This window comes from Streptomyces sp. cg36, assembly GCF_041080675.1.
GTDB lineage: Bacteria > Actinomycetota > Actinomycetes > Streptomycetales > Streptomycetaceae > Streptomyces.
The window spans coordinates 8,388,377-8,409,677 of sequence record NZ_CP163520.1 but is presented as its reverse complement, the minus strand read 5'-3'; the positions used below and the strand labels follow the sequence as shown (position 1 = coordinate 8,409,677).

The following is a 21,301-nucleotide window of genomic DNA, read 5'->3' as shown; positions in this document are numbered from 1 at the left end:
ACGGGGAGGGGAAGTGGGAGGAGTGGGGCTCGTGCGGGCTCTGCCCTGCCTCCCGGCTCATGCCGCTGCCCCCGCGCCCGGCCGCCGCGGCCCCGTGCCGCGTACCGCTCGGTCCCGGCCCGTACCTCGGCGCCCGCGCGGCGGCGGTGTCGCGCCGCGCCGCGGGCGCTCCGCGGCCGGCACCGCGATCGTGACCGGGGTGCCCGACGGGGACTGCGCGCCGGTGATCCGGGTCAGCTCCCGGTCCCCGGAGCGCACTTGCGTGGTCCGGGGGACGATCCCGGCCGTCGCCATCAGGCGGCTCATGCCGCGGCGCTGGTTGGGTGTCACCAGGGTGACGACGCTGCCGGAGGCACCGGCGCGGGCGGTGCGGCCGCCGCGGTGGAGGTAGTCCTTGTGGTCGGCGGGCGGGTCGACATTGACGACCAGGTCGAGGTCGTCGACGTGGATGCCGCGCGCCGCGACGTTGGTGGCCACCAGGACCGTCACCTGGCCCGTCCTGAAGCGGGACAGGGTCCGGGTGCGCTGCGGCTGGGACTTGCCGCCGTGCAGGGCGGCCGCCCGTACGCCGTTGCTGAGCAGGTGCTCGGTGAGCCGGTCGACGGCGTGCTTGGTGTCCAGGAACATCAGCACCCGGCCGTCCCGGGCGGCGATCTCGGTGGTCGTCCGGTGCTTGTCGGAGCCGTGGACGTGGAGCACGTGGTGCTCCATCGTGGTGACCGCGCCTGCCGACGGGTCGACGGAGTGGACGACCGGGTCGGCGAGGTAGCGCCGGACCAGCAGATCCACGTTGCGGTCCAGGGTGGCCGAGAACAGCATCCGCTGGCCCTCGGGGCGCACCTGGTCCAGGAGCGCGGTCACCTGGGGCAGGAAGCCCATGTCGGCCATCTGGTCGGCTTCGTCCAGGACGGTGATCGCGACGTGGTCGAGCCGGCAGTCGCCGCGCTGGATGAGGTCTTCCAGACGGCCGGGGGTCGCCACGACGACCTCGGCACCCGAGCGCAACACGCCCGCCTGCTTGCCGAGCGGCATTCCGCCGACCACGGCGGTGAGGCGCAGCCTGAGCGAGCGGGCGTACGGGGTGAGCGCGTCGGTGACCTGCTGCGCGAGCTCACGGGTCGGCACGAGCACGAGCGCCAGCGGCTGGCGGGGCTCGGCGCGCTGTCCCGCCGTACGGGCCAGAACGGCGAGGCCGAAGGCGAGGGTCTTGCCCGAGCCGGTGCGGCCCCGGCCCAGCACGTCGCGGCCCACCAGGGAGTTCGGCAGGGTGGCTGCCTGGATCGGGAAGGGCACGGTGATGCCCTGTGCGCTCAGCGCCGCCAGGAGCGGGCGGGGCAGGGGCAGGTCGGTGAAGGTCTCGACGGCCGGGAGTGCGGGGGTGGGCGTCTGCGGTGGCGTGAATTCGCCCTGCGCGGCGGAAGGGCGGCGGCCGCCCCCGGAACGGGAGCCGGAACGAGATCCGGATCCGGATGAACGGGCGCCTGTGCGTGAATGCGACTGCATGCCCGTACGTGTGCGGTTCAAGAGGAACCTTTCTTGATGCTGCTTGCGGCGGCACGCATCAAGGAATTCCCGGGGAAAAAGGGAGGCACGGGGAATCGCAAGAACGAGCCCATCTGATGTGTGGGATGCGAGGCGATACGGTCCGGGGCGCGGCCCCGAAACAAAACGAGCTGGGGCCCGCACCCCAAGGTGCGGGCCCCAGCTGCGACGCACGCGCCCACCGCCTCCGCGGCGGGACGCGTCATGCGTCAGATCAGGCGAGAACGATGTTCTCGGCCGTCGGGCCCTTCTGGCCCTGCGCGACATCGAAGGTCACCTTCTGACCTTCCTGGAGCTCGCGGAAACCCTGGGCGGCGATGTTCGAGTAGTGGGCGAACACATCCGGGCCGCCGCCCTCCTGCTCGATGAAGCCGAAGCCCTTTTCCGCGTTGAACCACTTGACGGTACCGGCAGCCATGTCAATCTCCTTCGGGGCATTTCCCGGAACCCGCACCGTGCGGATCCCGCGTCACTGCGATGATTGCCCCACCCGGAGAAACGACCGGAACACACAAAAGCGCTCCCACCCACCCTGGCTACAGAGCGACGGTGAGGGCACTTGAAGTTTTTGGGAACCACAACTGCAACTGAGATTGACAGTAGCACGGAATACCGGAAACCGCACTGGTCAATAATCCGTCACCGCTCACCGCACAAGAAATCCTGAGCGCGCACGTCAAAATCTCTTGCGGTCGGAACAGATTTTGATCGTGAAATCCGGTCTCGCGCCGAGGCCGTTTTCGCGGGCTCCGTGGGCAGCGGCCCACTGCCCCGGCCCGACGGCGAGCGGCAGCCGCGGTGCGTCCGAGGTCCTGCCACACGGCACCCGGACCGCCGGCAGCGACGCACCGCACCCGGCTCAGGCGCTGCCGCCGACGGTGATCTCCGCACAGCGGGTGGCCACAGCGCCGAGCGTGCCCTGCGTGCGCAGCAGCCCGCGCTGGACGCGAGCCCCGTTGCCGTGCTCCAGCAGGCGGGCGATGCCCTCCCGGACTCGATGCTCGTCCCCGTGGTCTACCAGGGCTTCGCACACGTGGCTGCAGAGCGCCTCGACAGCCCCTTCCGGCGACGTCTCGCGCATCGTCCGGGGATCGATGAGCGGCCCGTCCAGCCCCGAGCGCCCGGCGCGCCAAGCCGCCAGCCGCAGCAGGCCCGTACCGACCCTGGCCGGAGGCCGTCCGTCCCGCCAGGCGCGGGCGGCGGTCTCGACCAGGCCGCGGACCAGGGCCGCCAGCAGGACCGGGGTCGACGCCTCCAGGCAGACGTCCGCGACCCTGACTTCCACCGTCGGGTAGGCGGCGGACAGGCGGGCGTCGAAGTACATCATCCCCTCGTCGCGCAGCACACCGGTGCCGAGCATCGCGCGCACCTGCTCGTGATACCGATCGGCGGACCCGAAGACGTCCGTGGGCCCGGCAGAGGGCAACCGGTTCCACACCCGGCTGCGGTAGCTCTCGTATCCACTGTCCTCCCCCTGCCAGAACGGCGAGTTCGCGCTCATCGCCGTCAGCACCGGCAGCCACGGGCGGATCCGGTCCAGGACCGCGACGCCCTCCTCGTCCGACTCGACCGACACATGGACGTGGCAGCCGCAGGTCAGTTGCTCCTGCGCGGTCAGGCCGAACTGCTCGCCGACCCACTGGTACCGCCTGCCCGTGCTCAACGAGGGCCGCACCGGCAGCGGGGAGGTACCGAGGGCCGCGACCAGCGCCCCGGCGGACGCAGCGTGCCGCGCCGCCTGCGCTCGCCAGCGGGTGATCTCCTCCAGGAGCTCGCCCGCCTCCGTCACCGGTTTGGTGGCGAACTCCACCTGCTCCTTCTGCAGCTCGTTCTCGAAGGCGTGCCCCCACGGCCCGCCACCCTCCGCCAGCTGCCCGGCCGCCCCGTCCGCGGCCGCCAGCACGGCCCCCGACAGTGCCAGCGGCTCACCGCTGCCGGCATCGACCAGCAACAGCTCCTCTTCCACGCCCATGCTCCGCATGCAGTCGCCCATCCTCCGCTGTCCGCATCACCTCTCACGCCGCTGCCCCGACCCCGCCCTGCGGGCGCTGACCAGGACGGGCGGCATCCGGCGGGCCGGCGCGCGGCAGGCGCACCGTCGGCCTCCGCGATACCCGCCGCCGTCGGGCCGCTCACCGGGATGAGCGGCGGCGGGCGAGACGGCGGGTGCCCGGGACGGTTACTCAGGACGGCAGCGCTCGCGCGCGCACCGGCCGGGCCGGTTCCTGGCCACCGCTGCTGGCCAGCACACGGACCTCGCCCCGGTCGCTGATCTCAGCCCTGACGATGCCGGTGTCGTCGGCGTACACGGGGTGCCCGCCCGGCCCCTTCTGCCCGGTCACGGACACCACCACGATGTCCTGCCCCGGCTCGGGACCGCCCTCGAAGACCAGCTCGTACCTCTGGGTCCGCATCGTCTTCCATCCGTCCTCGGAATACCGGGCAAGCCACTGCGCACGGATCGGACAGCGCTCACGCCCATGCTCGGCCGCACGCCCGCCGCGCGCATCTTGCACGGCGCCCGGACGGTGGGGGCCCGGTGGTCAGCGCCGTGCCAGTTGGCGCTCGCCCGACATACCGGGCTGGTAGACGAGGCCGTAGTACTGGAAGATCTCCGGTTCCTGCCCGGCGGGCAGCACGTCGTCCGTCCCGATGGGAGGGGCCTTGCGCACCAGGGCCCTGGGATAAGGCACCTTCACATAGCCCGGGCCCACGATGGCTTCGGCCACCAGGACGAACAGCAGCCGGTTCCGGGTGGGAAGACCGCACCGTACGGTGGCCATGGCGGGTCTGTCGGTCGCGGTGTCCACGTAGATCCCCTCCAAGACCCCGATCTTGTGGTCCTCCTCGTCCACGACTGCCTGATTGCGCCATTCGCGCAGGGGCGCGGACTCGATCATGGTGCTCTCCATACCTTTCTTCGTGGGTTGATCGCGGTCATTCGTAGGATCGGGACGCCCAGGGGTGCCGGGTGTGGCTGTCATCGTGTTGCCGCGTGTGTGGCTTGAAGGGATTGGCCGCCCGGCGCCCCGCGACGACTCGGCTGCTGATTGGGATGCGCGAACTGAATCGCTTGTATGGACGTGACAGCGAGGTCGTCTGCTGGGACAGCACGGAAGAGCGACGAAGGAGGGGCCGGTGCCCGAACTGTGGGCCGGGACAGACGCGGGCAAGGCCGAGCACCACTGCACGGTCATCGACGCCGAGGGCCGGATACAGCTCTCGCAGCGGGTGCCCAACAACGAGGACGAGTTGCTGCAACTGCTGGGCAACGTCCTTGACTTGGCGGACGACATCCCCGTCACGTGGGCGGTCGACCTCAACGCCGGTGGCGCCGCGCTGTGGATCGCCCTGCTGGTCAACCACGGGCAGCGGCTGTTCTACATCCCCGGCCGAACCGTTCATCACGCCTCCGGCGCCTACCGGGGCAGCGGCAAGACGGACGCGAAGGACGCCTTCGTCATCGCTGACCAGGCTCGGATGCGCCGCGACCTGCAACCGCTGCAGGAGACCAGTGAAATCGCAGTCGACCTGAAGATCCTCACGGCCCGCCGCATGGACCTGTCTGCGGACCGCACGAGAGCGATCAACCGGCTGAGGGCCCAGATGCTGGAGTACTTCCCCGCCTTGGAGCGGGCCTTCGACTACAGCGCGTCCAAGACCGCGCTCGTTCTGCTCACCAAGTACCAGACGCCGGCCGCCCTGCGTCGCGTCGGCAGGGCCCGGCTGGCGACCTGGCTGAAGAACCATGGCGTCCGCACCCTCGCTCTCGCCAAGAGCGCCGCGGACGCGGCAGTGACCGCGGGCGAGGCCCAGCACACGGTGGTGCCCGGGGAGAGAACCGCCGCCAAGATGGTCCACACCCTCACTCGGGAGGTGATGGCCCTCGACCAGGAGATCGCGGAACTGGAAGCCCTGATCGAGGGCCGGTTTCGCGAGCATCCCGATGCCGAGGTGATTACTTCCATGCCCGGCATCGGCGACATGCTGGGTGCGGAGTTCATCGCCGCCACCGGCGGCGACATGAGCGCCTTCGGCACACCGGACCGGCTCGCTGGCGTCGCCGGACTCGCCCCCGTTCCCCGCGATTCGGGCAAGGTCAGCGGCAACCTGCGCAGACCCCGCCGCTACAGCCGCCGCCTCCTGCGGATGTTCTACCTCTCCGCGCAGGTCGCCTCGGTGCACTGCCCTGAGTCGAAACGCTTCTACCACCGCAAACGCGCCGAGGGGAAGTCCCACAAGCAGGCTGTTCTCGCTCTGGCCAGGCGCCGCCTGAACGTGCTCTGGGCCCTGATACGCGACCACCGCGTCTTCGCGACCACCGCAGCCCAACCCGCGGCCATGGCGGCATGATCCAGTCACGAAGCGTCATCCCCGGGACTTGACAGCATAATTGGGAATCCCTTCCTCTTCGGGCGGAGCGCGTCGACGACAAGCGGAAGGGGCATCACAGGGTCCCCACCCACTTCTCAGACGCGCCGGTTGTCGAGCCGTCCGGGCAGGGGCCAGTGCACATCGGTCGCCCAGCCCAGCCGCTCGAAAAGGCGGATGGTGAAGGCAGTCAGATCGATCTGGCCCCGGTCGACGCCGTGCCGGGCACAGGTGGGGTCGGCGTGGTGCAGGTTGTGCCAGCTCTCCCCGAAGGAGAGCACGGCGAGCGGCCACAGGTTGGTCGCCCGGTCATGGCGGCGGGTGCGGAAGGGGCGCGCGCCGATCATGTGGCACAGCGAGTTGACGCTCCACGTCACGTGCTGGAGCAGGGCCACGCGCACCAGACCGGCCCACAGCAGGGCGGTCAGCGCGGCATGCGGGCTGCCTCCGAGGGCCCAGCCCGCCGCGCACGGCAGTGCCAGGCTCAGGACGCACAGCCCCGGGAAGACCCGTGCCAGCACCCGCATGTGACGGTCGGCCAGCAGATCCGGAGCGTACCGCTCGGCTGCGGGTGATTCGCCGCTGAACAGCCAGCCCACATGCGCGTGGACCAGGCCCCGCAACTGCCCGCGCAGCGTGGTCCCGTAGCGGAACGGTGAGTGCGGGTCACCGGGTTGGTCGGTGAAGGCGTGGTGACGGCGGTGCAGGGCGACCCAGGCGATCACATCACCCTGGAAGCTCATCGAGCCAGCCACGGCGAGTGCGACGCCGAGCGCGGGGCGGGCGGTGTAGCTGCGATGGGTCAGCAGCCGGTGGAAGCCGGCCGTGACCCCGAGTCCGGTCACGACATAGCAAAGCAGGGCGAGCAGTACGTCGAGGGGGCCGATGAGGCTGCCCCACAGCAGCCAACCGCCCAGAACCAGGGCCAGGAACGGGAAGGCCACGATCAGCCCGGTCACCGCCAGGTGGATCCGCTCGGCGGAGGACCGCCGAGGGGGCTCGCTGAGAGGGAAGGGCGTCTTGCCGTCGTACACAAGCGGTCGGCCGGTCACGTCCGGCGGTGCGGTGGTGCGTGTGCTACTGGGCACCCGGGGCTCCTTGGGATGGTGGCGAGGAAAGAGCTGCCGGGGTCTTGGGCCGCGCTGCGGGACCGCCCCGAGAACGGGGCGTGCGACGGGCGGCCGGGAGCGCGAGGACCACTGACCGGGCAGGTGTCCCCGCAGCCTGCGCAAGCCTCCGCGCAGCCCGGTTCGCCTTCGGCGCCGCGTCGTCGAGTTCCCCGCGGCCGACCGGGCAAACATGGCAACGCCCAGCCCGTTCGGCAGGCCGCTCGCCCGCCCACCGCCGCCCTCAGCGCCCCCAGTCCGACGCGATGAGCCTCCCGCTGCTCTACGATGCTGTTGATGGCCTCGGGACGTCGGGACCGGAGGGCGGATGCCGAATCAGGGCCGGGAATCCAGGGCGGACCCGGGCGCCACACGCCGGCGGGCCTTGCGGCTGGCCGGCCTGTCGGCGGCTTCCGACACCGGGATGGACCGGTTCGCCCGGCTGGTCTCGCGCTTGCTCCACGTGCCGGTGGCCCTCGTCTCGCTGATCGAGGACGACCGCTGGATCCTCCCCGGGCAAGTCGGACTGGGAGAGCCCTGGGCAACGAGCCGGGCGCTGCCGCTGTCGCATGCGCCAGGCCCGTACACGGCGGCCGCGGGCCAGGCCCTGGCCGTGCCGGACGCCCGCGCCGACAAGCGGCTTCTCGGCGGCCCGGCCCTCGCGGATCTCGGAATCGTCGCGTACGCGTCCATGCCCCTGACCGACCTTGACGGGCTCGTCCTGGGCATGCTGTGCGCCATCGACCACCGGCCGCGGAGCTGGAGTGCCAGCGAACTGCCCGACCTGGAGGACCTGGCAGCGGCCTGCTCCGCGGAGCTGCGCCTGCGCATACTGTCGGCACAGAGCCGGTCCACGCAGATGGTGCTGGAGACCGCGCGGGCCGCCGCCGAACACGCCAGGAGCGACGCCCAGCGTCTGGAGAGGGAAGCCCAGACCGGCCTCGACCACGCCGAGCTGCTGCTGAGAGCGTCGGAGGAACTGGCCCAGACGTCCGGACTGGACGACCTACGACGACGGCTGCGGGACCTCTTCGTCGGCGCCGGGAAGCCCTCGTACGTCGGCTTGCTCGTCGCCGGCGAAGACACACTCCACCGGATCCCCGATCCGGACATCGAGCACGCGGTGGAACGCGAAACCCTCGCCCTGCCGATGACCGAGGCGTTCCCGAGCGCTCGCGCCATGCGGGAGCGGCGGGCGGTCTTCGTGCCCGACCGCGAGGCGCTCGTGGCCGAATACAGCCCCGAGGCGGTCGCTTCCTTCGACCGGATGGGCTTCACCACGACGTTCTGCCTGCCGCTGTGGGGCAGCCGCGCCCTGCTGGGCGTCGTCGCGGTCTGCTGGTCCAAGCGGCACGAAGTGGGCGTCACCGAGCGCGCCACGCTCACCGCCGCCTCCGGTTACATCGCACAGGCCGTGGAACGCGCCCTGTACCTCGACGAACGTGTCTCCGTGGCCCGCCAGCTGCAGGAAGCCATGCTCACCGATCTCCCCCTGGCCGACCACATCGAGATCAGCGCCCTGTACCAGCCGGCCGCAGTCGGTGACATGATCGGCGGGGACTGGTACGACGCCTACCACCTGCCGCCCGCTTCATCCGGTGAGCCAGCAGCACTCATGGTCACCGTCGGGGACATCACCGGCCACGACATGCACGCCGCGACGATCATGGGCCAGGTCCGCAGCATGCTGCGCCAGGCCACCCTCGACCACCCGCCGTACAGCCCCGCCACCGCTTTGACCGCCCTCGACGCGGCGTGCTCGGTCCTGCCCATCAACGCCAGCGGCACCCTGGTGCACGCGCGCCTCGACCGCACGCACGGCGGTCCCGACTGGACACTGACCTGGTCCAACGCCGGCCACCCGCCACCACTGCTCCGTACCGCCGACGGCCGCGTGACCGCCTTGGTGGAGCACGACATCCTCTTCCACCACGGCATGGGGCCGGTCCAGCGCACCGAGCACCAGCGCGTCCTTCCCGCGGGCTCGACGCTGCTGCTCTACACCGACGGGCTCATCGAGACCCGCGGCCGCGACATCGACGCATCCCTCGCACAACTCGCCGCCCTGCTCGCCCGGCACAGCGACCTCCCACTGGCCGAACTGCTGCGACGGCTCAGCGGCACCCCGGCGGATCCGGCGCGCGAAGACGACGTCGTCGTACTGGCCCTGCGCCTTCCCTCACCGCGCCACCGCACCCAGCCGCGCTGACAGCGGCGTTGCCTCACGGACGAACCCGCCTCGCCTCCCGCCGGCTCGAAGCCGACTCGGCTGGAGTGTGGCCGCAGACCAGCGGGCAGTGCCGGACACGGCTGTCGCGCGCGAACGGGGGCACTCCGGAAGAGCGGGCAGGCCGGAGAGACGGAGGACAGGCATGATCACCTCAGCCGATATCCGCGAGTGGCGCAATCACGACGTGGTCGACCCGAAGGGCCACAAGATCGGAGTACTGGAAGCGGTCTACGTGGACACGAGCACCGACGAGCCGGCCATGGCCACGGTCCTGACCGGTCTGCCGACCCGCCGCCGTCTGGTCTTCGTCCCGCTCGGCGAGGCGGTCCTCGGACCGCACTACGTCAAGGTCGCCCATCCCAAGGGGCTCGTACGGCAGTGCCCGTCCATCGGCACGGACGACGTACTGCCCGCCGAGCGGGAGGAGGGAATCTTCCAGCACTACGGCATGGAGTACCGGCAGGGCGCCGAGGGCGAGCGCCAGCTCGCGCGCCGCTGACCGCACTTCCCCGACACGAAAGAGGCGCCCGCGTCATGGCGATCTTCCTGTTCCTCATCCTCACGGCCATCGTCCTGGGACTGATCGGCGCGGTCGCGGACGGTCTGGGCTACCTGCTGGTCATCGGCGTCGTCGTCCTGGTGGCCGACGTCGCCTTCTTCGGCACACGCCTGTCCCGGCGTTCACACCGACGCCCCGTGCGCTGACCGGCACCGAGACGATCCCCCGGCCTTCCGCCCCAGAGGGCGTCGGAAGGAGGCTCACCGCTGTCTCTCGCAGCCTCGACACGCGGGCTATGCTGCTGTACGTACGCCCGAGCCCCCGGCGGCACATGTCGGTTGACCACAATGCCCCGCCGGAGCGAACTCCAGTCCTGTCGGCAGGCGCATTCCCAGAGGACTGATCCCACCATGCCGGGCCTGGACCCGGGCCCGCCATCAAAACCGGTCATCTGCCTCCGCCCGCACCGAAACCCGTACCGCGACATGCAGGGCGACGCACCCGCTCCAACGCCTCGTACCTCATTGCGCAGCGGGCCACCCGAACGAGGCGCCATGTCCCTCCCCCAGCTGAACGTCTACCGTCACGACCGGAACACCCGAGCCCTCATCACTCTCGCCGGTGAGATCGACCTGGCCACCGTGCCACTGCTCCAGGAGACACTGGCGCGGTGTCTGCGCGACGGCATCCGTACCGTCGACATCGACCTCACCCCCGTCACCTTCTGCGACTGCAGCGGCCTCAACACCTTCCTCGACGCGGCTGAACTGACGACGACGGCGGGAGGATCCCTGCGGCTGCACTACCCTTCCTCCGCCCTCCACCGGCTGCTCGAACTCACCGGCAGCACCTTCCTGGTGCATTCCGTCCCCCGAACGGTGCCCGATCAGCCGGTTCCGGTCGCGACCGCGGGCGTCACCCGATGACAGGCCGACCCAGGCGGGAGCGGCGCCACAGGCCCCCCGGTTCGGCCGGGTCACCCATGGAGGGGGTGCGGCTGCGACGGCTGAACCGCCGTCAGGCAGAAGACCTCCGGCAACACCTGGCGGACCTGTACCTGGAGTCCTGTCTCGCCATGACGGATCCCGCCGATCCATCGGCCGAGGGCCGCGCCGATCGAGACGACTTCTTACGGCGCCTGGCCGCCAGCGCGCGCCAGCCCGGGTTCGTCCTCCTCACCGCCGAGACGACGGTACTGGCCGGGTGCGCCTTCGGCTATCCCGTCCGACCGGACGCGAACTGGTGGCTCGGCTTCGAGGGACCGCTGGCGGACAGGATCACCCGGCTCACCGCAGCCGGGCGCATCCTTGCTGTCACACACGTCATGGCGCATCCGCACGCCCAGGATCACGGCCTCCCCCAGCGGTTGCAGGAGCAGTTGCTCGCGGCCCGCCAGTCCTTGCTCGGCGTGACGCTGGTGAGCAGTACGGACCGCACGACCCATGCCGCCTTCCACTCCTGGGGCTGGGAGGACATCGGCGCTCTTTGGCGGCCGCCGAGCCGGACGGAGAAGCGGGTCCTGGTCATTCCGCCCGACGGCGGCTCCGGAACACCTCGTTCGCCACGTCGGCGTTCTGCCGCAGTTCACCGCTGGGCTTCCGCTGAGGGGGCCTGACCCCGGATGCTGGACACAGGGTTATGCGGCTTGTGCCAGCGTAGTTGATGTTCGGTCGGGTGCGTGTTCGTATGTGATGGACTGCGGTGCCCGAGGCGGCTGTGTCGGCGGACGGTGTTGTAGCGGTGCAGCCAGCGGAAGTGCTCGAGGCGGGCTTCGTGTTCGCTTGACCAGCTCTCCCGGCCCTGGAGGGTCTCGCGTTTCATGGTCGCGTTCCAGCATTCTGCGGCGGCGTTGTCCGCGCTGGACCCGACGGCGCCCATGGACTGCCGGACGCCGGCCCGGCGGCAGGCGTCGGCGAAGGCCCGGGAGCTGTACTGACCGTGGTCGGTGTGCAGGATCGCTCCGGCGAGGCTGCCGCGGGTCCGCTCGGCCGCGGCCAGGGCGTCGACGACCAGATCGGCGCGCATGTGGTCCGCGATCGCCCAGCCCGTGAGCCGTCTCGAACACAGGTCAATGACGGTCGCCAGGTAGCAGAACTCCCCGCCACCGACCGGCAGACAGGTGATGTCGCCGACGTACTTGGCGTTCACTTCGGTGGCGGTGAAGTCGCGGCCGATCAGGTCCGGGGCCTTCGCTGCGGCCGGGTCCGCGACGGTGGTCCGGTGCTTCCTGCGCAGCCGGAACCCGGCGATGCCAGCGGTCTTCATCAGCCGGGCGACTTTCTTGTGGTTCACCGGCTCGCCGCCGCTCTCGCGGAGCTCGGCGGTGACTCTGGGGACGCCGTAGGTTCCGTCGGAGTCGGCATGGACGGCCGCGATCATCGCGGTCAGCTTCTCGTCGGCCGCCTGCCGGGTGGCCCTGGCGGGCGCGGTGGCCTGCCAGTAGTAGAGGCTCGAGCGGGAGATCCCGAGGACCTGGCACAAACGCTTCACGCCGAAGTCGGCGCGCAGGTCGGCGACGCACTGGAAACGGTCCACCAGCGCGTCGCCCCGGCGAAATACTTCGCCGCCTTCTGCAGGATCTCGCGCTCCTCCTCCAGCTCACGCACCCGCCTGCGCAAGGCGACAACCTCCGCCTCCAACCCCTCGGCCTCCGCCGGCACGGCGGGACGCGGCACGGTGTGACCGCCCGTGCGACGGCCTTCGGCCGCGCGTATCCAGTTCCGCAGCGTCTCGGTGTTCACACCCAGGTCCGCGGCGACCGGCTCGATCGTCGCCCCGGGCCGTGACCGGTACAACGCGACCGCGTCCGCCTTGAACTCGGCCGGGTCGTGCTTCATCACCATCAGTACAGGACTCCAGTCCTCAGATCCTCAAGATCCAAGTGTCTCTGGTGTCCAACATCCGGGGTCAGGCTCCGGGCCGCCATCACCCTCATGACAAGGCGCTTGACACGCTCCGCCTCAAGCATCGGCGATGAACCGTTCCGGGTTCGGTAGAGATCTCAGATGTTGGGTGTGACCTGGGGTTTCGTGGTGTTCAGGTAGTGGTTCGCTTCGTACTCGACGGGCGGGATGGGATCATTCAGCTCGGGTGCGTACACGGTAAATCCTATATTTCGTGATACATGAACGAGTAGGTCGCGGAGGCTGGTACCTGCGATCCGGGAAGTTGCCCTGTTCCCGTCGACGAGCGTGCCGCAATAGTGTGGAGGCAGCTTGTCTGATGCAAGGGGCCTGGTGGGGGGAGAGGTTGTGCCGGAGAACGTCTTGTCGGTACGGATCGCCAGTGGTGACAGCGATAACGATGTGTTGCGGTCGTTCGCGCGGTGGCTCGAGGAGGAGCCGGAGATCCGCCGTCACGCGGTGATCACCTGGCCGGCCGCCGTACCCGGTGCGGGTGATATGGGCGGCGCGCTCGAGGTGGCGCAGCTCGTGCTCGACTCCGGCTTCCAGCTGGCAACCCTCGCCCTGGCCTACATCACTTGGCGTTCCACCCGGTCGGACGCGCCAGCGGTAACAGTGTCCCGGGGCGGAGTACGCATCACCCTGGACAGCAGTGATGCCGAGCTTGTCGCCCGCTTGGTGCGGGAGCTGGAGGAAGCCAGACCAGAACAGTGAGCATGCTTCCCGACCCGAACACCTCTCGCGCCATGCTGATCGGCACCTCGCGATACACCGATCCCGGCCTGACAAGCCTGCCGGCCGTCGCGGAGAACCTCACGGCCCTGGCCCGGCTGCTGCGCGACCCCGGCATCTGGGGACTGCCGAAGACGCACTGCACCGTGATATCGAACCCCGCCACTGCCGCAGAGGTCATCGACCCGATCATCGAAGCCGCCCAGCAGGCCACCGACACCCTGCTCCTCTACTACGCCGGACACGGACTCATTGCCCGTCGCGACGCCGAACTCCACCTCGCCCTCACCGGCTCCCGGCCTAACGCCGCCCACACCGCCCTCCCTTACGCGACAATCCGCGACGAACTCCTAAACACCCGCGCGCGGCGCCAGGTCGTCATTCTCGACTGCTGCTACAGCGGTCGCGCACTGGGCCGCATGGCCTCGGCCGATGCGGCCACCGTCCTGGCCGACGAAGCCGCCATCGAAGGCACGTACCTGATCGCCGCCGCCGCCGAGACCAGGACCGCTCTTTCCGTCCCCGGTGAACCCCACACCGCCTTCACCGCCGAACTCCTGACCACCCTCCGCTGCGGAATCCCCGGCCAAGGCCCTCATCTCGACCTCGACACGCTCTACCGCCACGTCGAAACCACCCTGCGCGCCAAACAGCGCCCGCTCCCCCAGCGCCGCATCCGCAACACTGCTGACCGACTCGCCTTCCACAACCGCGCCCACGTCCCGACACCACCAGCTCCCACCCCGACTGCTTCAGAGCCGGCTCCACCAGCCGAGCCAATCGGTCCGCACCCAGGCGTCACGCGCGACACCCACCCCGGGATCCGGCGGCGAGCGTTCATCGCGGGCGCCGTCGTGCTCGCCAGCGCGGGCACGGCCACCGGGGCTGCGCTGTGGCCCCGGGGAAAGAACGAGGATTCGGTCCGCACCCGAAGACTCACCGACATCGACATTGGGGACGTGGCGTTCAGTCCGGACGGTCGGACGCTCGTCACCATCGGACTACTGGGATCGCAGGTATGGGACGCGGCCACCGGCAAGATGGTCGCCGAGGACTCCAGTGGGCAGAGCGAACTGTCGTTCCTGGCGTTCAGCCCCGACGGCAAGACCTTCGTAACCAGCGGCGGGGACGTCCTGCTACGAGACGCGGCCACCGCAGTCCCCGTCTCCACCTTCCTCTCAGTCCCGGACCACGACATGGTGCCCTTGGCCTTCAGCCCCGACGGCAAGATGCTGGCATGCGGCAGAGCGGACACGGGAGCCGTCGACGACAGTGGTGACGCAGAGGACAGGAAGAACAGTTTCCGACTGCTGGACACATCCACCGGCCGCGTCCGCGCGGCCTCGTCGGAACACGACCTGCGGGCCGTAGCCTTCAGCCCGGATGGCAAGACGGTCGCATGCACCGGCGCCGGGTGCTGGCTGTGGGATGTTGCCGGTCGTCGCTTCAGCCACGAGGTCGGCCTAGGCAACGGCTCGCACGCGGTGCTGTTCACTCCGGACGGACGACTCGTCACCACAGGTGAGTACGGCATACGGCTGTGGGACGCTACCTCGCTGCGTATCAAGGCGTCCCTCCCCGCAGAAACAACTTACGCCGTGGCGCTCAACAGGGACGGCAGGACGATCGCCACCGCCGGACCGTACGGCGTTCAACTGTGGGACCTGACCACCCGCCGCCGCACTGCCACACTGACTGACAACACGACGCAGTCCGTGGCATGGAGCCCCGACGGCAAAACCCTTGCCGGCGCCACCTCCCAGCACAGCGTCAAGAACACACGTTTTGGCACGCCGTACGACAGCGGATGCCTGCTGTGGCAAATCCCCGCACGATTCCTGCCCACCTCCTCCGGAAAACCCCCGACCCACCCAAAGGGGTAACGGCCACGCAAGATCACCGCCGTTTGCGGCTGGTGACAAGGTTCTTACCGGCACCCCAACTAGCGCGTTCAGCCCCTCGCCCGCGGCCAGGACACCAGCCGCCAGCCCGGCGTGGCAGAGGGACCTTGACCCCGGATTTTGAACACGTCTATGCGGCTTGGGTCAGGGTAGTTGCTGCTGGCTGGAGGTCGTTCTCGTAGTCGATCGGGGACCGCTGGCCGAGGCGGGAGTGCCGGCGGCCAGTGTTGTATCGGGTCAGCCAGCGGAACGCGTCGAGCCTGGCCCCGCGCTCACTCGACCAAGCCTTCCGGCCCTTGAGCGTCTCCCCCTCGAAGGCGGCGTTGAAGCTTTCCGCAGCCGCGTTGTCGGCACTGGATCCGATCGCGCCCATGCTCTGTCGGACCCCTGCTGACCTGCAGACTTCAGTGAAGGCCCTGCTCGTGTATTGGGCCCCGTGGTGCCTACAGGGTGGCGGTCCACCGGCCCCGGGAGAGGGTGGTCTCGCCGTCCGGGGTGATGGTGACCTTCGAGCCGTACACGGGCAGTTCGCCCCAGGTGTTGAGGCGGTCGCGGATGTCCTCCAGCGCGTCCCACAGTCGGCGGGGACCGCCCTGGTGCACGGTCGGTGACTGGCGAGGGCCCTCGGCGTGGGCTCGGGCCCAGGAGCCGTCCAGGTGCACCATCTTGATCGTGCGCCCGCCGCCGTCCCCTCGCTGGCTGTGGTGCTCGATGCCGGGCATCGAGAGGTCCAGCATCGACCACACCGCCCAGGAGTCCGGCACGTACAGCAGCGGGTAGCGGCTGGTGGACACCGACTCGCCCACGCCGTCGGCCGCTTCCCACACCTGGGATCCAGGGGCGGTGTCGTCGTAGTCCAGGCCGTGGCGGGCGGCCATGAACGAGGCCCCGTTGGGGGCGATGAATCCCCGCGCGCCGCCGTCCGGCGTCTTGTCGGCGACGAGGATCAGCCTGGTGCCGGCGATGGTGGTGACCAGCCGCCCGCCAGGGCGCAGTGCGTGCAGCCAGGAGACGGGGATGGGCCGTACCGCCACGGTGGACACGATGCGGTCGAACTGGCCGGGAAGGTCCTGGGTCAGGTCGCAGGTGGCGGTGTGCGGGTGCAGGCCGGTCGTGCTCAGCCGGTCGGTTGCGGCCTCGACGAGGTAGTCGTCGATGTCGACGCTTGTCACCAGCTGGTCGCCGAGGCGGTGGCAGGCCAGGGCGGTCCCGTATCCGGTGCCGGTCGTCACGAGCGTGGCGCAGCCGTCGGCGAGGACGGCGTACCGGTACATGGTCACGATCAGGGTCGGCAGGGTTGAGGAGGACGTCGGGCGTGTGCCGGGCGGGGCGGCCTGGCCGGGCTCGGCGTGGTCGGCGTGCAGGGGCCCGATGCGGGTCACCAGTGTGTCGTCGGCGTAGGCGGCTTTGTGCCACGTGTCGGTGTCTGTGGTTCCGTCGCGGACCGTCCGGCCTCGGGGGCCCCTTTCCCACCAGCGTGGCACGAGGAGGTGGCGTGGGGTGGAGGCGATCGGTTTCCACCATCGCGACTCCGGCCGCACCACGGCGTCGGCCAGACGGCGCGCATGCCCTTCCCAGTCCGCATCCATGCTGTTGCGCTCCTCGTGCTCTGGTGTCCTGGGTGGGTGTCATTCGTCGTCCGCGGGGCCACAGGGGCCGGGGTTGTCCGGGCCGCATGCGGAGTCGTCGTTCGGTGCGCAGTCCGGTGGGCAGGGATCCGCGCTCGTATGGCGCGGGACGCTTGCGGCGATCTGTGTCCAGCGGTCGCTGGCCAGGACCGATGCCAGGCTCGCGCTCTTGACGCTGCCCGCGGTCAAGAACCGCCCGATCTCGCACACGGACACGTCTCCGTCCGGGAGGATCGCCGCCTTCTTGTCGCCGCACCGCCCGCACAGGGCCGAGGTGGAGGGCAGCACGGCGCGCACGGTCGCGGCGTTGCCGACGGCACGGACGGCGTCGACGTGGATCTGATGGACGCCGAGGGCCTGCATCTCGGCGCGGGCCTGTTCCACACGTTGGCCACCGCCCAGGTCGACGATGGCGACCTTGACCGGTATGCCACGGCGTACGGCTTCAACGAGGTTGGCGCGGGTCGCCGTGTGGGAGCCGCGGAGCCCGGTGATCATGTCGTGCTCGTCGGGGTCGTCGCTGTGGTAGGAGGTTGCGAGGCTGAGGCGGGGGTGCTCGAAGAGCCGCCAGTGCGCCTGGCGTATCCGAACGAGGTTGGAGTAGACGCGCACCCGCAGGCCGACCTGGAGCGCGTGCTCGACGAGCGCGGTGAAGTCCGGATGCTGGGTGGGCTCCCCGCCGATCAGCTGAACCGTCGTCGTGCCGAGCGCGACGGCCTCGTCGATGAGCCGGTGCCAGTCCTGCCCGGTCATGCTCCCGTGGCCGCGTGTCGGCCCGGCCTGGGCATAGCAGTGCGAGGGACAGGTGAGCTGGCATCGGGTGGTGATCTCCAGCGACAGGAACCGCAGGGTGGTGGGGGCCTCCGGAGCGATCGTCATGACACGAGGGTAGGCGCCGCCGCCCCCAACCCGACTGGTTTTGGCGCTACTTGGCTGGCGCCCCCGCATGAGCGTTGTCCTGCTCCGGCCGCGCTCGCGGCTGCCCCTCCTGCCCGCCGTCGTCCATCGCCTCGCGGCTGTCCCTTGCGTGCACGGGGATCTGCGCCCCTGCCGGGTCTGCGGGCTTCGGTATGCCGCCGAACCCGACGAGCGAGCCCGTCTCTTCCTGGCCCCGCACCACTGACACCGACGGCGGCGGTGGCTTCAGCCTCCGGGCTGGTCTTCGGGGCGGGCGGCAAGGTCTCTAGGGGGCTCGCTCTGGCCGCTGGGCCTTGGCTGGGCAGTTGCCGCAGGGAGGATCTCGTCGATCAGCCGCAGGTGGTCTGCGCTGAGGTGACCTGCGGTCTGCTTGATGCGGGTCCTGCACCACCACGGGCCGATCATCGCCCGCTCCCCGTCCGCCTCGATCCACTCCCGGGCACCCGGCGTGCGGCCATGGCGTTCCACGAAGGCCCGCAGCAGCGCGGCGCTCTGCTCGAAGCCGCGCCGCCTGCGCGGGCCGCTTTCCGTGCCCGGGGTGAGCGGGGTGCGGGTGGGGGTCAGGCCAAGGCTGGTGAGCAGGGTGCGCTGGCCCTGCTGGAGGCGGTCCCAGGCGGTGTACTGGCGGTGCAGCCAACCGCCGGCCTTCGCCTTGTCGATGACCAGGTCGCGGGTGACGGTGGCCGGGTCGTGGCCGGTTTCCAGGTGGTGGCGCAGGAGGTGGTACTTGCGGTGCCAGTCGGGGCCGTACGGGAGCAGCCAGTCGGGATCGAGCGCGGCGAGGCGGGCTTCGCGGTCGGGGGCCAGGCTGCCTTTGCGGGCCAGGCGCGCTGGTCGACGAGGAACTGCCCGCCCGGCAGGTCGGCGGGGATCGCGAGGTGGCCGTGCTCGGCGTGGATCAGGCCGCCGGCGGGAGTCCCGCCCGCAGCTCCTCGATGACGTCTGCGGGCACGTCTGCGCCCGGTGCCGCCTCAACGACGCGCACCACGGCCTTGCCGGCCTCCAGCTGCAGCATGCGGTGCTCGGCCGCCGTCGCCGAGTACGACACAGCGGACGAGCGGACTCTCTTCCCTGGTTGTCGCGCCACACCACTTTGAAGTTCCGCATCTGTACCCCCGAGGGGTCATTACCGGCCACCACCACAGTGGCTCGAACGCGTACTCCCATTCTGGCGGGCGGGTCTGACATTGATACTCGTAGCGGGTTCCGGTGGTCGTGGCTCTGGGTCTGACTGACGTCCTGCTGGGCTGTCCTGCGACTGTTCTGACCGGCTGCCGGGACCCGCTCTCCACGGCTCCGGCCAGGTGGAACATGACCTGACAGGAGCTTGGCCAGAGGCCCCCTCAATGTCGTGTCTGGCCCACCCTGCCGACGTCACCGCAGACCCGGACCGTTGCAGCCCGCCTTCCGCCGCGGCGCCGGGGCAGCGGGCCTCCGCCCTCTTTCACGCCTTACCGGGAAGGTCATGTGCCAGTGCACAGCTGTCGTGCTGGAGGTGCAGCCGGTACAGGTCGTGCAGTGCAGCGCTGGGGAAGGGATGCTGAACCCATCTCGCTCGATAGCCTTCCTCACCGTGGGTCCGCAGCACGGCCCCCGCAGCCTCCGCGACCACGTGAGCGAGAAGCCTCCTCGGCTGCGTGGAGCTCCACACGAGCGCGGCTTCGCGATCAGGCGCATCGAAGCTCGCAGACATGTCGGGGAAGTGACGGACCGCTATGTGAACATCCGCGCCCCTGCCCCGCAGCACCCACCTCACCTCAGCGGGTTCAAGATCGAAAGAGAAGCGCTCGACGCACCCAGGCCCATACAGACCCGCCACACTGTGCAGCAGATCGGCAAGGGCATCGGTGCAGTAGCTCACCACGTCCCTCCGCTGCGATGAGCCGTCCCTGATCAGGCAGGTCGCCCAGCCACTGCCGCTCAGTACCCAGCTGAACCACAACCCATCAGCCATCCGCCCCCCTTTGTTGATCGTCTCCACGACGGTACAGCGCACGAGCAGGCAGACCCCCTCCCGGCCCAGCCGGGGTATCACCGGCGCGGGCCGTCTCGACCGCACCAGGTGAGACCTCTGCCGCCCCCGTCGCCACCTTGCCCAGCTCGTCCCATGCAGGGTGCTCTGCGACCAGACCAGTCTCATCGGACGAACTCCCGCCGCAGGCCGAGGATTGCGCAGCCGGCTCGCACGCGCAGCAGTGGGCACGATCCAGGCCGGAAGGCCGCACCCGTACTGTGGTGATCATGGTGATCAGCCCAGGCGTGTACGAGGTTTCCGGCGCGGACATTGCCGAGATACTCGACGAAGCCGCCCGTCAGGGCGTGCCCGTCTTCATTCTCTCCACCGCGGGGCGTACCGGCCGGGAAGCGTTCTTCAGCGCGGTGCGGGCGGCGCTTCCCCTGGATCCGCCGCTCCAGGCCGTGCGCCTGGTGTGGGAGGCCCTCGCGGATTCACTCCGGGGCGGGCTCGATGCCCTCAACACGCCCCGCGTGGTCATCCTCTGGCCCGACGCCCGCCCGGTCGCGGGCGCCGAGGGGGACTTCGTGATCGCCCTGGACATCCTCCGCGAGACGGTCGCCACCCTCGCCGACGCCCAGTACACCAACGGACGGCCCACCCACGTCTGCGTCCACATCGCACCCGCCCCCCACCACCACAGGCAGCACCCCCGGGCCATAGCAGCCGACTCGACGGCGTCGCCGGGCTCCACGAGGAGCGCAGAGGTGGCCGAGTGGTCCCCGGCGACGGCAGCATCGGCATAGCGGGCGCCGCCGGGGAACCAGCCCAGTCTCCCACCCCCAGCACTACCGCCCCGCGCCTCCAGGGCGCCGGGACGCCGGGACGCCGGGTTCCGCAGGAGAGGACCGCGCCCGGCACAGGCCATCGCGCCACGCAGCAGCTCTCCCCGCTCGCTACCAGATCACCACCCCGCCGCCCACCTCCATCGCGCGGCGGGCGGCGTGGCCGATGTGGGCCAGGTTCGAGGCCACCTGGTGCGTCTGCTCCTCCACCGTGCGGCCGGCATCCATGCCCGCGACGACCTGCGGCACCCGGGACGCGAGCAGCACACACTCGTCGAGGAAGGCCGTCACCTCGTCCGGCCCGACATGAAGGTCAGTCTCGGCCAGGCGGGGTAAGAAGCGGGCACCGAGGGAACGGACCACGGGCGAGCCCCACACACTCGTACGCCACCGCTCGAACCCAGCCGTCTCCGACACCCCCTCGGGTGCATCCAGGAAGTCCCGGCTGCCGTCGGCCGCCTCCACGAACACGTGCACCGACAAGCTCATAGCGGCAACTCCACCATGGGCCCGGCCGCCAACTCCAGCCATTTGCCCGGTCACCGCCCCGCACCGCCGACTGCCCAGCAAGCGTCAGGCCGTACAGATGGTGGTGCCCAGGACGGGGCCTCCCAGGTCGCGGCCCCACCCAGGTCGCACAGGCAGTGCCACCCCGCCCACCCTGCGAAACCA

At 70.2% G+C, this 21,301-nt stretch carries 21 protein-coding genes and 1 pseudogene; 9 read left to right on the top strand and 13 right to left on the bottom strand.

The window, feature by feature from the left end; translation table 11 throughout:
- Nucleotides 1–57: 57 nt before the first annotated feature.
- The 5 genes from AB5J87_RS37025 to AB5J87_RS37005 form a co-directional block, all read right to left on the bottom strand.
- Entirely contained in the window at nucleotides 58–1,503 is a 1,446-nt protein-coding gene (locus AB5J87_RS37025) for a DEAD/DEAH box helicase (RefSeq protein WP_369383147.1), read from the bottom strand.
- Nucleotides 1,504–1,756: 253 nt separating this feature from the next.
- Nucleotides 1,757–1,960 (bottom strand): cold-shock protein, encoded by a 204-nt coding sequence (locus AB5J87_RS37020; RefSeq protein ID WP_369383146.1) that lies wholly within the window; start codon nucleotides 1,958–1,960, stop codon nucleotides 1,757–1,759.
- Nucleotides 1,961–2,401: 441 nt separating this feature from the next.
- Nucleotides 2,402–3,523, bottom strand: coding sequence for a glutamate--cysteine ligase (locus tag AB5J87_RS37015; protein WP_369383145.1), 1,122 nt, complete (start codon nucleotides 3,521–3,523; stop codon nucleotides 2,402–2,404).
- 202 nt (nucleotides 3,524–3,725) lie between these two features.
- Nucleotides 3,726–3,956 (bottom strand): DUF6296 family protein, encoded by a 231-nt coding sequence (locus tag AB5J87_RS37010; protein ID WP_369383144.1) that lies wholly within the window; start codon nucleotides 3,954–3,956, stop codon nucleotides 3,726–3,728.
- Nucleotides 3,957–4,085: 129 nt separating this feature from the next.
- Nucleotides 4,086–4,442: a PRC-barrel domain-containing protein gene (locus tag AB5J87_RS37005; RefSeq protein WP_369383764.1), complete on the bottom strand. Its 357-nt coding sequence runs from the start codon at nucleotides 4,440–4,442 to the stop codon at nucleotides 4,086–4,088.
- 238 nt (nucleotides 4,443–4,680) lie between these two features.
- Between AB5J87_RS37005 and AB5J87_RS37000 the strand changes: the two genes are divergently transcribed.
- Nucleotides 4,681–5,895: an IS110 family transposase gene (locus AB5J87_RS37000; RefSeq protein ID WP_369383143.1), complete on the top strand. Its 1,215-nt coding sequence runs from the start codon at nucleotides 4,681–4,683 to the stop codon at nucleotides 5,893–5,895.
- Between the two features lie 116 nt (nucleotides 5,896–6,011).
- On the opposite strand, the gene AB5J87_RS36995 is transcribed toward AB5J87_RS37000, so the two are convergent.
- The gene (locus AB5J87_RS36995) at nucleotides 6,012–7,001 is read right to left on the bottom strand and encodes an acyl-CoA desaturase (RefSeq protein WP_369383142.1); all 990 of its coding nucleotides are present in this window, start codon (nucleotides 6,999–7,001) and stop codon (nucleotides 6,012–6,014) included.
- A gap of 346 nt (nucleotides 7,002–7,347) precedes the next feature.
- On the opposite strand from AB5J87_RS36995, the gene AB5J87_RS36990 reads away from it, so the two are divergent.
- From AB5J87_RS36990 to AB5J87_RS36970, 5 genes are all read left to right on the top strand, one after another.
- Nucleotides 7,348–9,228, top strand: coding sequence for a SpoIIE family protein phosphatase (locus AB5J87_RS36990; RefSeq protein ID WP_369383141.1), 1,881 nt, complete (start codon nucleotides 7,348–7,350; stop codon nucleotides 9,226–9,228).
- Between the two features lie 163 nt (nucleotides 9,229–9,391).
- Complete coding sequence (locus tag AB5J87_RS36985) at nucleotides 9,392–9,748, top strand: PRC-barrel domain-containing protein (RefSeq protein ID WP_369383140.1); 357 nt, start codon at nucleotides 9,392–9,394, stop codon at nucleotides 9,746–9,748.
- A 35-nt stretch (nucleotides 9,749–9,783) separates the two neighbouring features.
- Entirely contained in the window at nucleotides 9,784–9,954 is a 171-nt protein-coding gene (locus tag AB5J87_RS36980; RefSeq protein ID WP_369383139.1) for a hypothetical protein, read from the top strand.
- A 348-nt stretch (nucleotides 9,955–10,302) separates the two neighbouring features.
- On the top strand, nucleotides 10,303–10,674 hold the full coding sequence (locus AB5J87_RS36975; protein ID WP_369383138.1) for an STAS domain-containing protein: 372 nt from the start codon (nucleotides 10,303–10,305) through the stop codon (nucleotides 10,672–10,674).
- Between the two features lie 65 nt (nucleotides 10,675–10,739).
- The gene (locus AB5J87_RS36970; RefSeq protein ID WP_369383137.1) at nucleotides 10,740–11,363 is read left to right on the top strand and encodes a hypothetical protein; all 624 of its coding nucleotides are present in this window, start codon (nucleotides 10,740–10,742) and stop codon (nucleotides 11,361–11,363) included.
- 89 nt (nucleotides 11,364–11,452) lie between these two features.
- Here the strand turns inward: AB5J87_RS36970 and AB5J87_RS36965 are convergent.
- Nucleotides 11,453–12,591: pseudogene (locus tag AB5J87_RS36965) on the bottom strand (IS3 family transposase); the annotation flags it as partial.
- Between the two features lie 408 nt (nucleotides 12,592–12,999).
- On the opposite strand from AB5J87_RS36965, the gene AB5J87_RS36960 reads away from it, so the two are divergent.
- Together AB5J87_RS36960 and AB5J87_RS36955 are read left to right on the top strand one after the other, a co-directional pair.
- On the top strand, nucleotides 13,000–13,365 hold the full coding sequence (locus tag AB5J87_RS36960; protein ID WP_369383136.1) for a hypothetical protein: 366 nt from the start codon (nucleotides 13,000–13,002) through the stop codon (nucleotides 13,363–13,365).
- Between the two features lie 32 nt (nucleotides 13,366–13,397).
- A complete protein-coding gene (locus tag AB5J87_RS36955) occupies nucleotides 13,398–15,266 on the top strand; it encodes a caspase family protein (RefSeq protein WP_369383135.1) in 1,869 nt (622 codons plus the stop codon).
- A 148-nt stretch (nucleotides 15,267–15,414) separates the two neighbouring features.
- Here the strand turns inward: AB5J87_RS36955 and AB5J87_RS36950 are convergent, their stop codons facing one another.
- The 5 genes from AB5J87_RS36950 to AB5J87_RS36930 all read right to left on the bottom strand — a co-directional run bounded on the left by AB5J87_RS36950 (nucleotide 15,415) and on the right by AB5J87_RS36930 (nucleotide 19,811).
- The gene (locus tag AB5J87_RS36950; protein WP_369383134.1) at nucleotides 15,415–15,657 is read right to left on the bottom strand and encodes an integrase core domain-containing protein; all 243 of its coding nucleotides are present in this window, start codon (nucleotides 15,655–15,657) and stop codon (nucleotides 15,415–15,417) included.
- Between the two features lie 70 nt (nucleotides 15,658–15,727).
- Entirely contained in the window at nucleotides 15,728–16,873 is a 1,146-nt protein-coding gene (locus AB5J87_RS36945) for a protein-L-isoaspartate(D-aspartate) O-methyltransferase (protein ID WP_369383133.1), read from the bottom strand.
- 39 nt (nucleotides 16,874–16,912) lie between these two features.
- A complete protein-coding gene (locus AB5J87_RS36940) occupies nucleotides 16,913–17,791 on the bottom strand; it encodes a radical SAM protein (RefSeq protein WP_369383132.1) in 879 nt (292 codons plus the stop codon).
- A gap of 264 nt (nucleotides 17,792–18,055) precedes the next feature.
- Nucleotides 18,056–18,805 carry a type III restriction endonuclease subunit R gene (locus AB5J87_RS36935; protein WP_369383131.1) on the bottom strand — a complete coding sequence of 250 codons (750 nt, stop codon included), beginning with the start codon at nucleotides 18,803–18,805 and terminating at the stop codon, nucleotides 18,056–18,058.
- Nucleotides 18,806–19,274: 469 nt separating this feature from the next.
- Nucleotides 19,275–19,811, bottom strand: coding sequence for a hypothetical protein (locus AB5J87_RS36930; protein ID WP_369383130.1), 537 nt, complete (start codon nucleotides 19,809–19,811; stop codon nucleotides 19,275–19,277).
- Between the two features lie 260 nt (nucleotides 19,812–20,071).
- Here AB5J87_RS36930 and AB5J87_RS36925 point away from each other — a divergent pair, with 260 nt between their 5' ends.
- Nucleotides 20,072–20,590 carry a hypothetical protein gene (locus tag AB5J87_RS36925; protein WP_369383129.1) on the top strand — a complete coding sequence of 173 codons (519 nt, stop codon included), beginning with the start codon at nucleotides 20,072–20,074 and terminating at the stop codon, nucleotides 20,588–20,590.
- A 150-nt stretch (nucleotides 20,591–20,740) separates the two neighbouring features.
- Here AB5J87_RS36925 and AB5J87_RS36920 read toward each other — a convergent pair whose 3' ends face one another.
- On the bottom strand, nucleotides 20,741–21,118 hold the full coding sequence (locus AB5J87_RS36920) for a hypothetical protein (protein ID WP_369383128.1): 378 nt from the start codon (nucleotides 21,116–21,118) through the stop codon (nucleotides 20,741–20,743).
- Nucleotides 21,119–21,301: the final 183 nt, after the last annotated feature.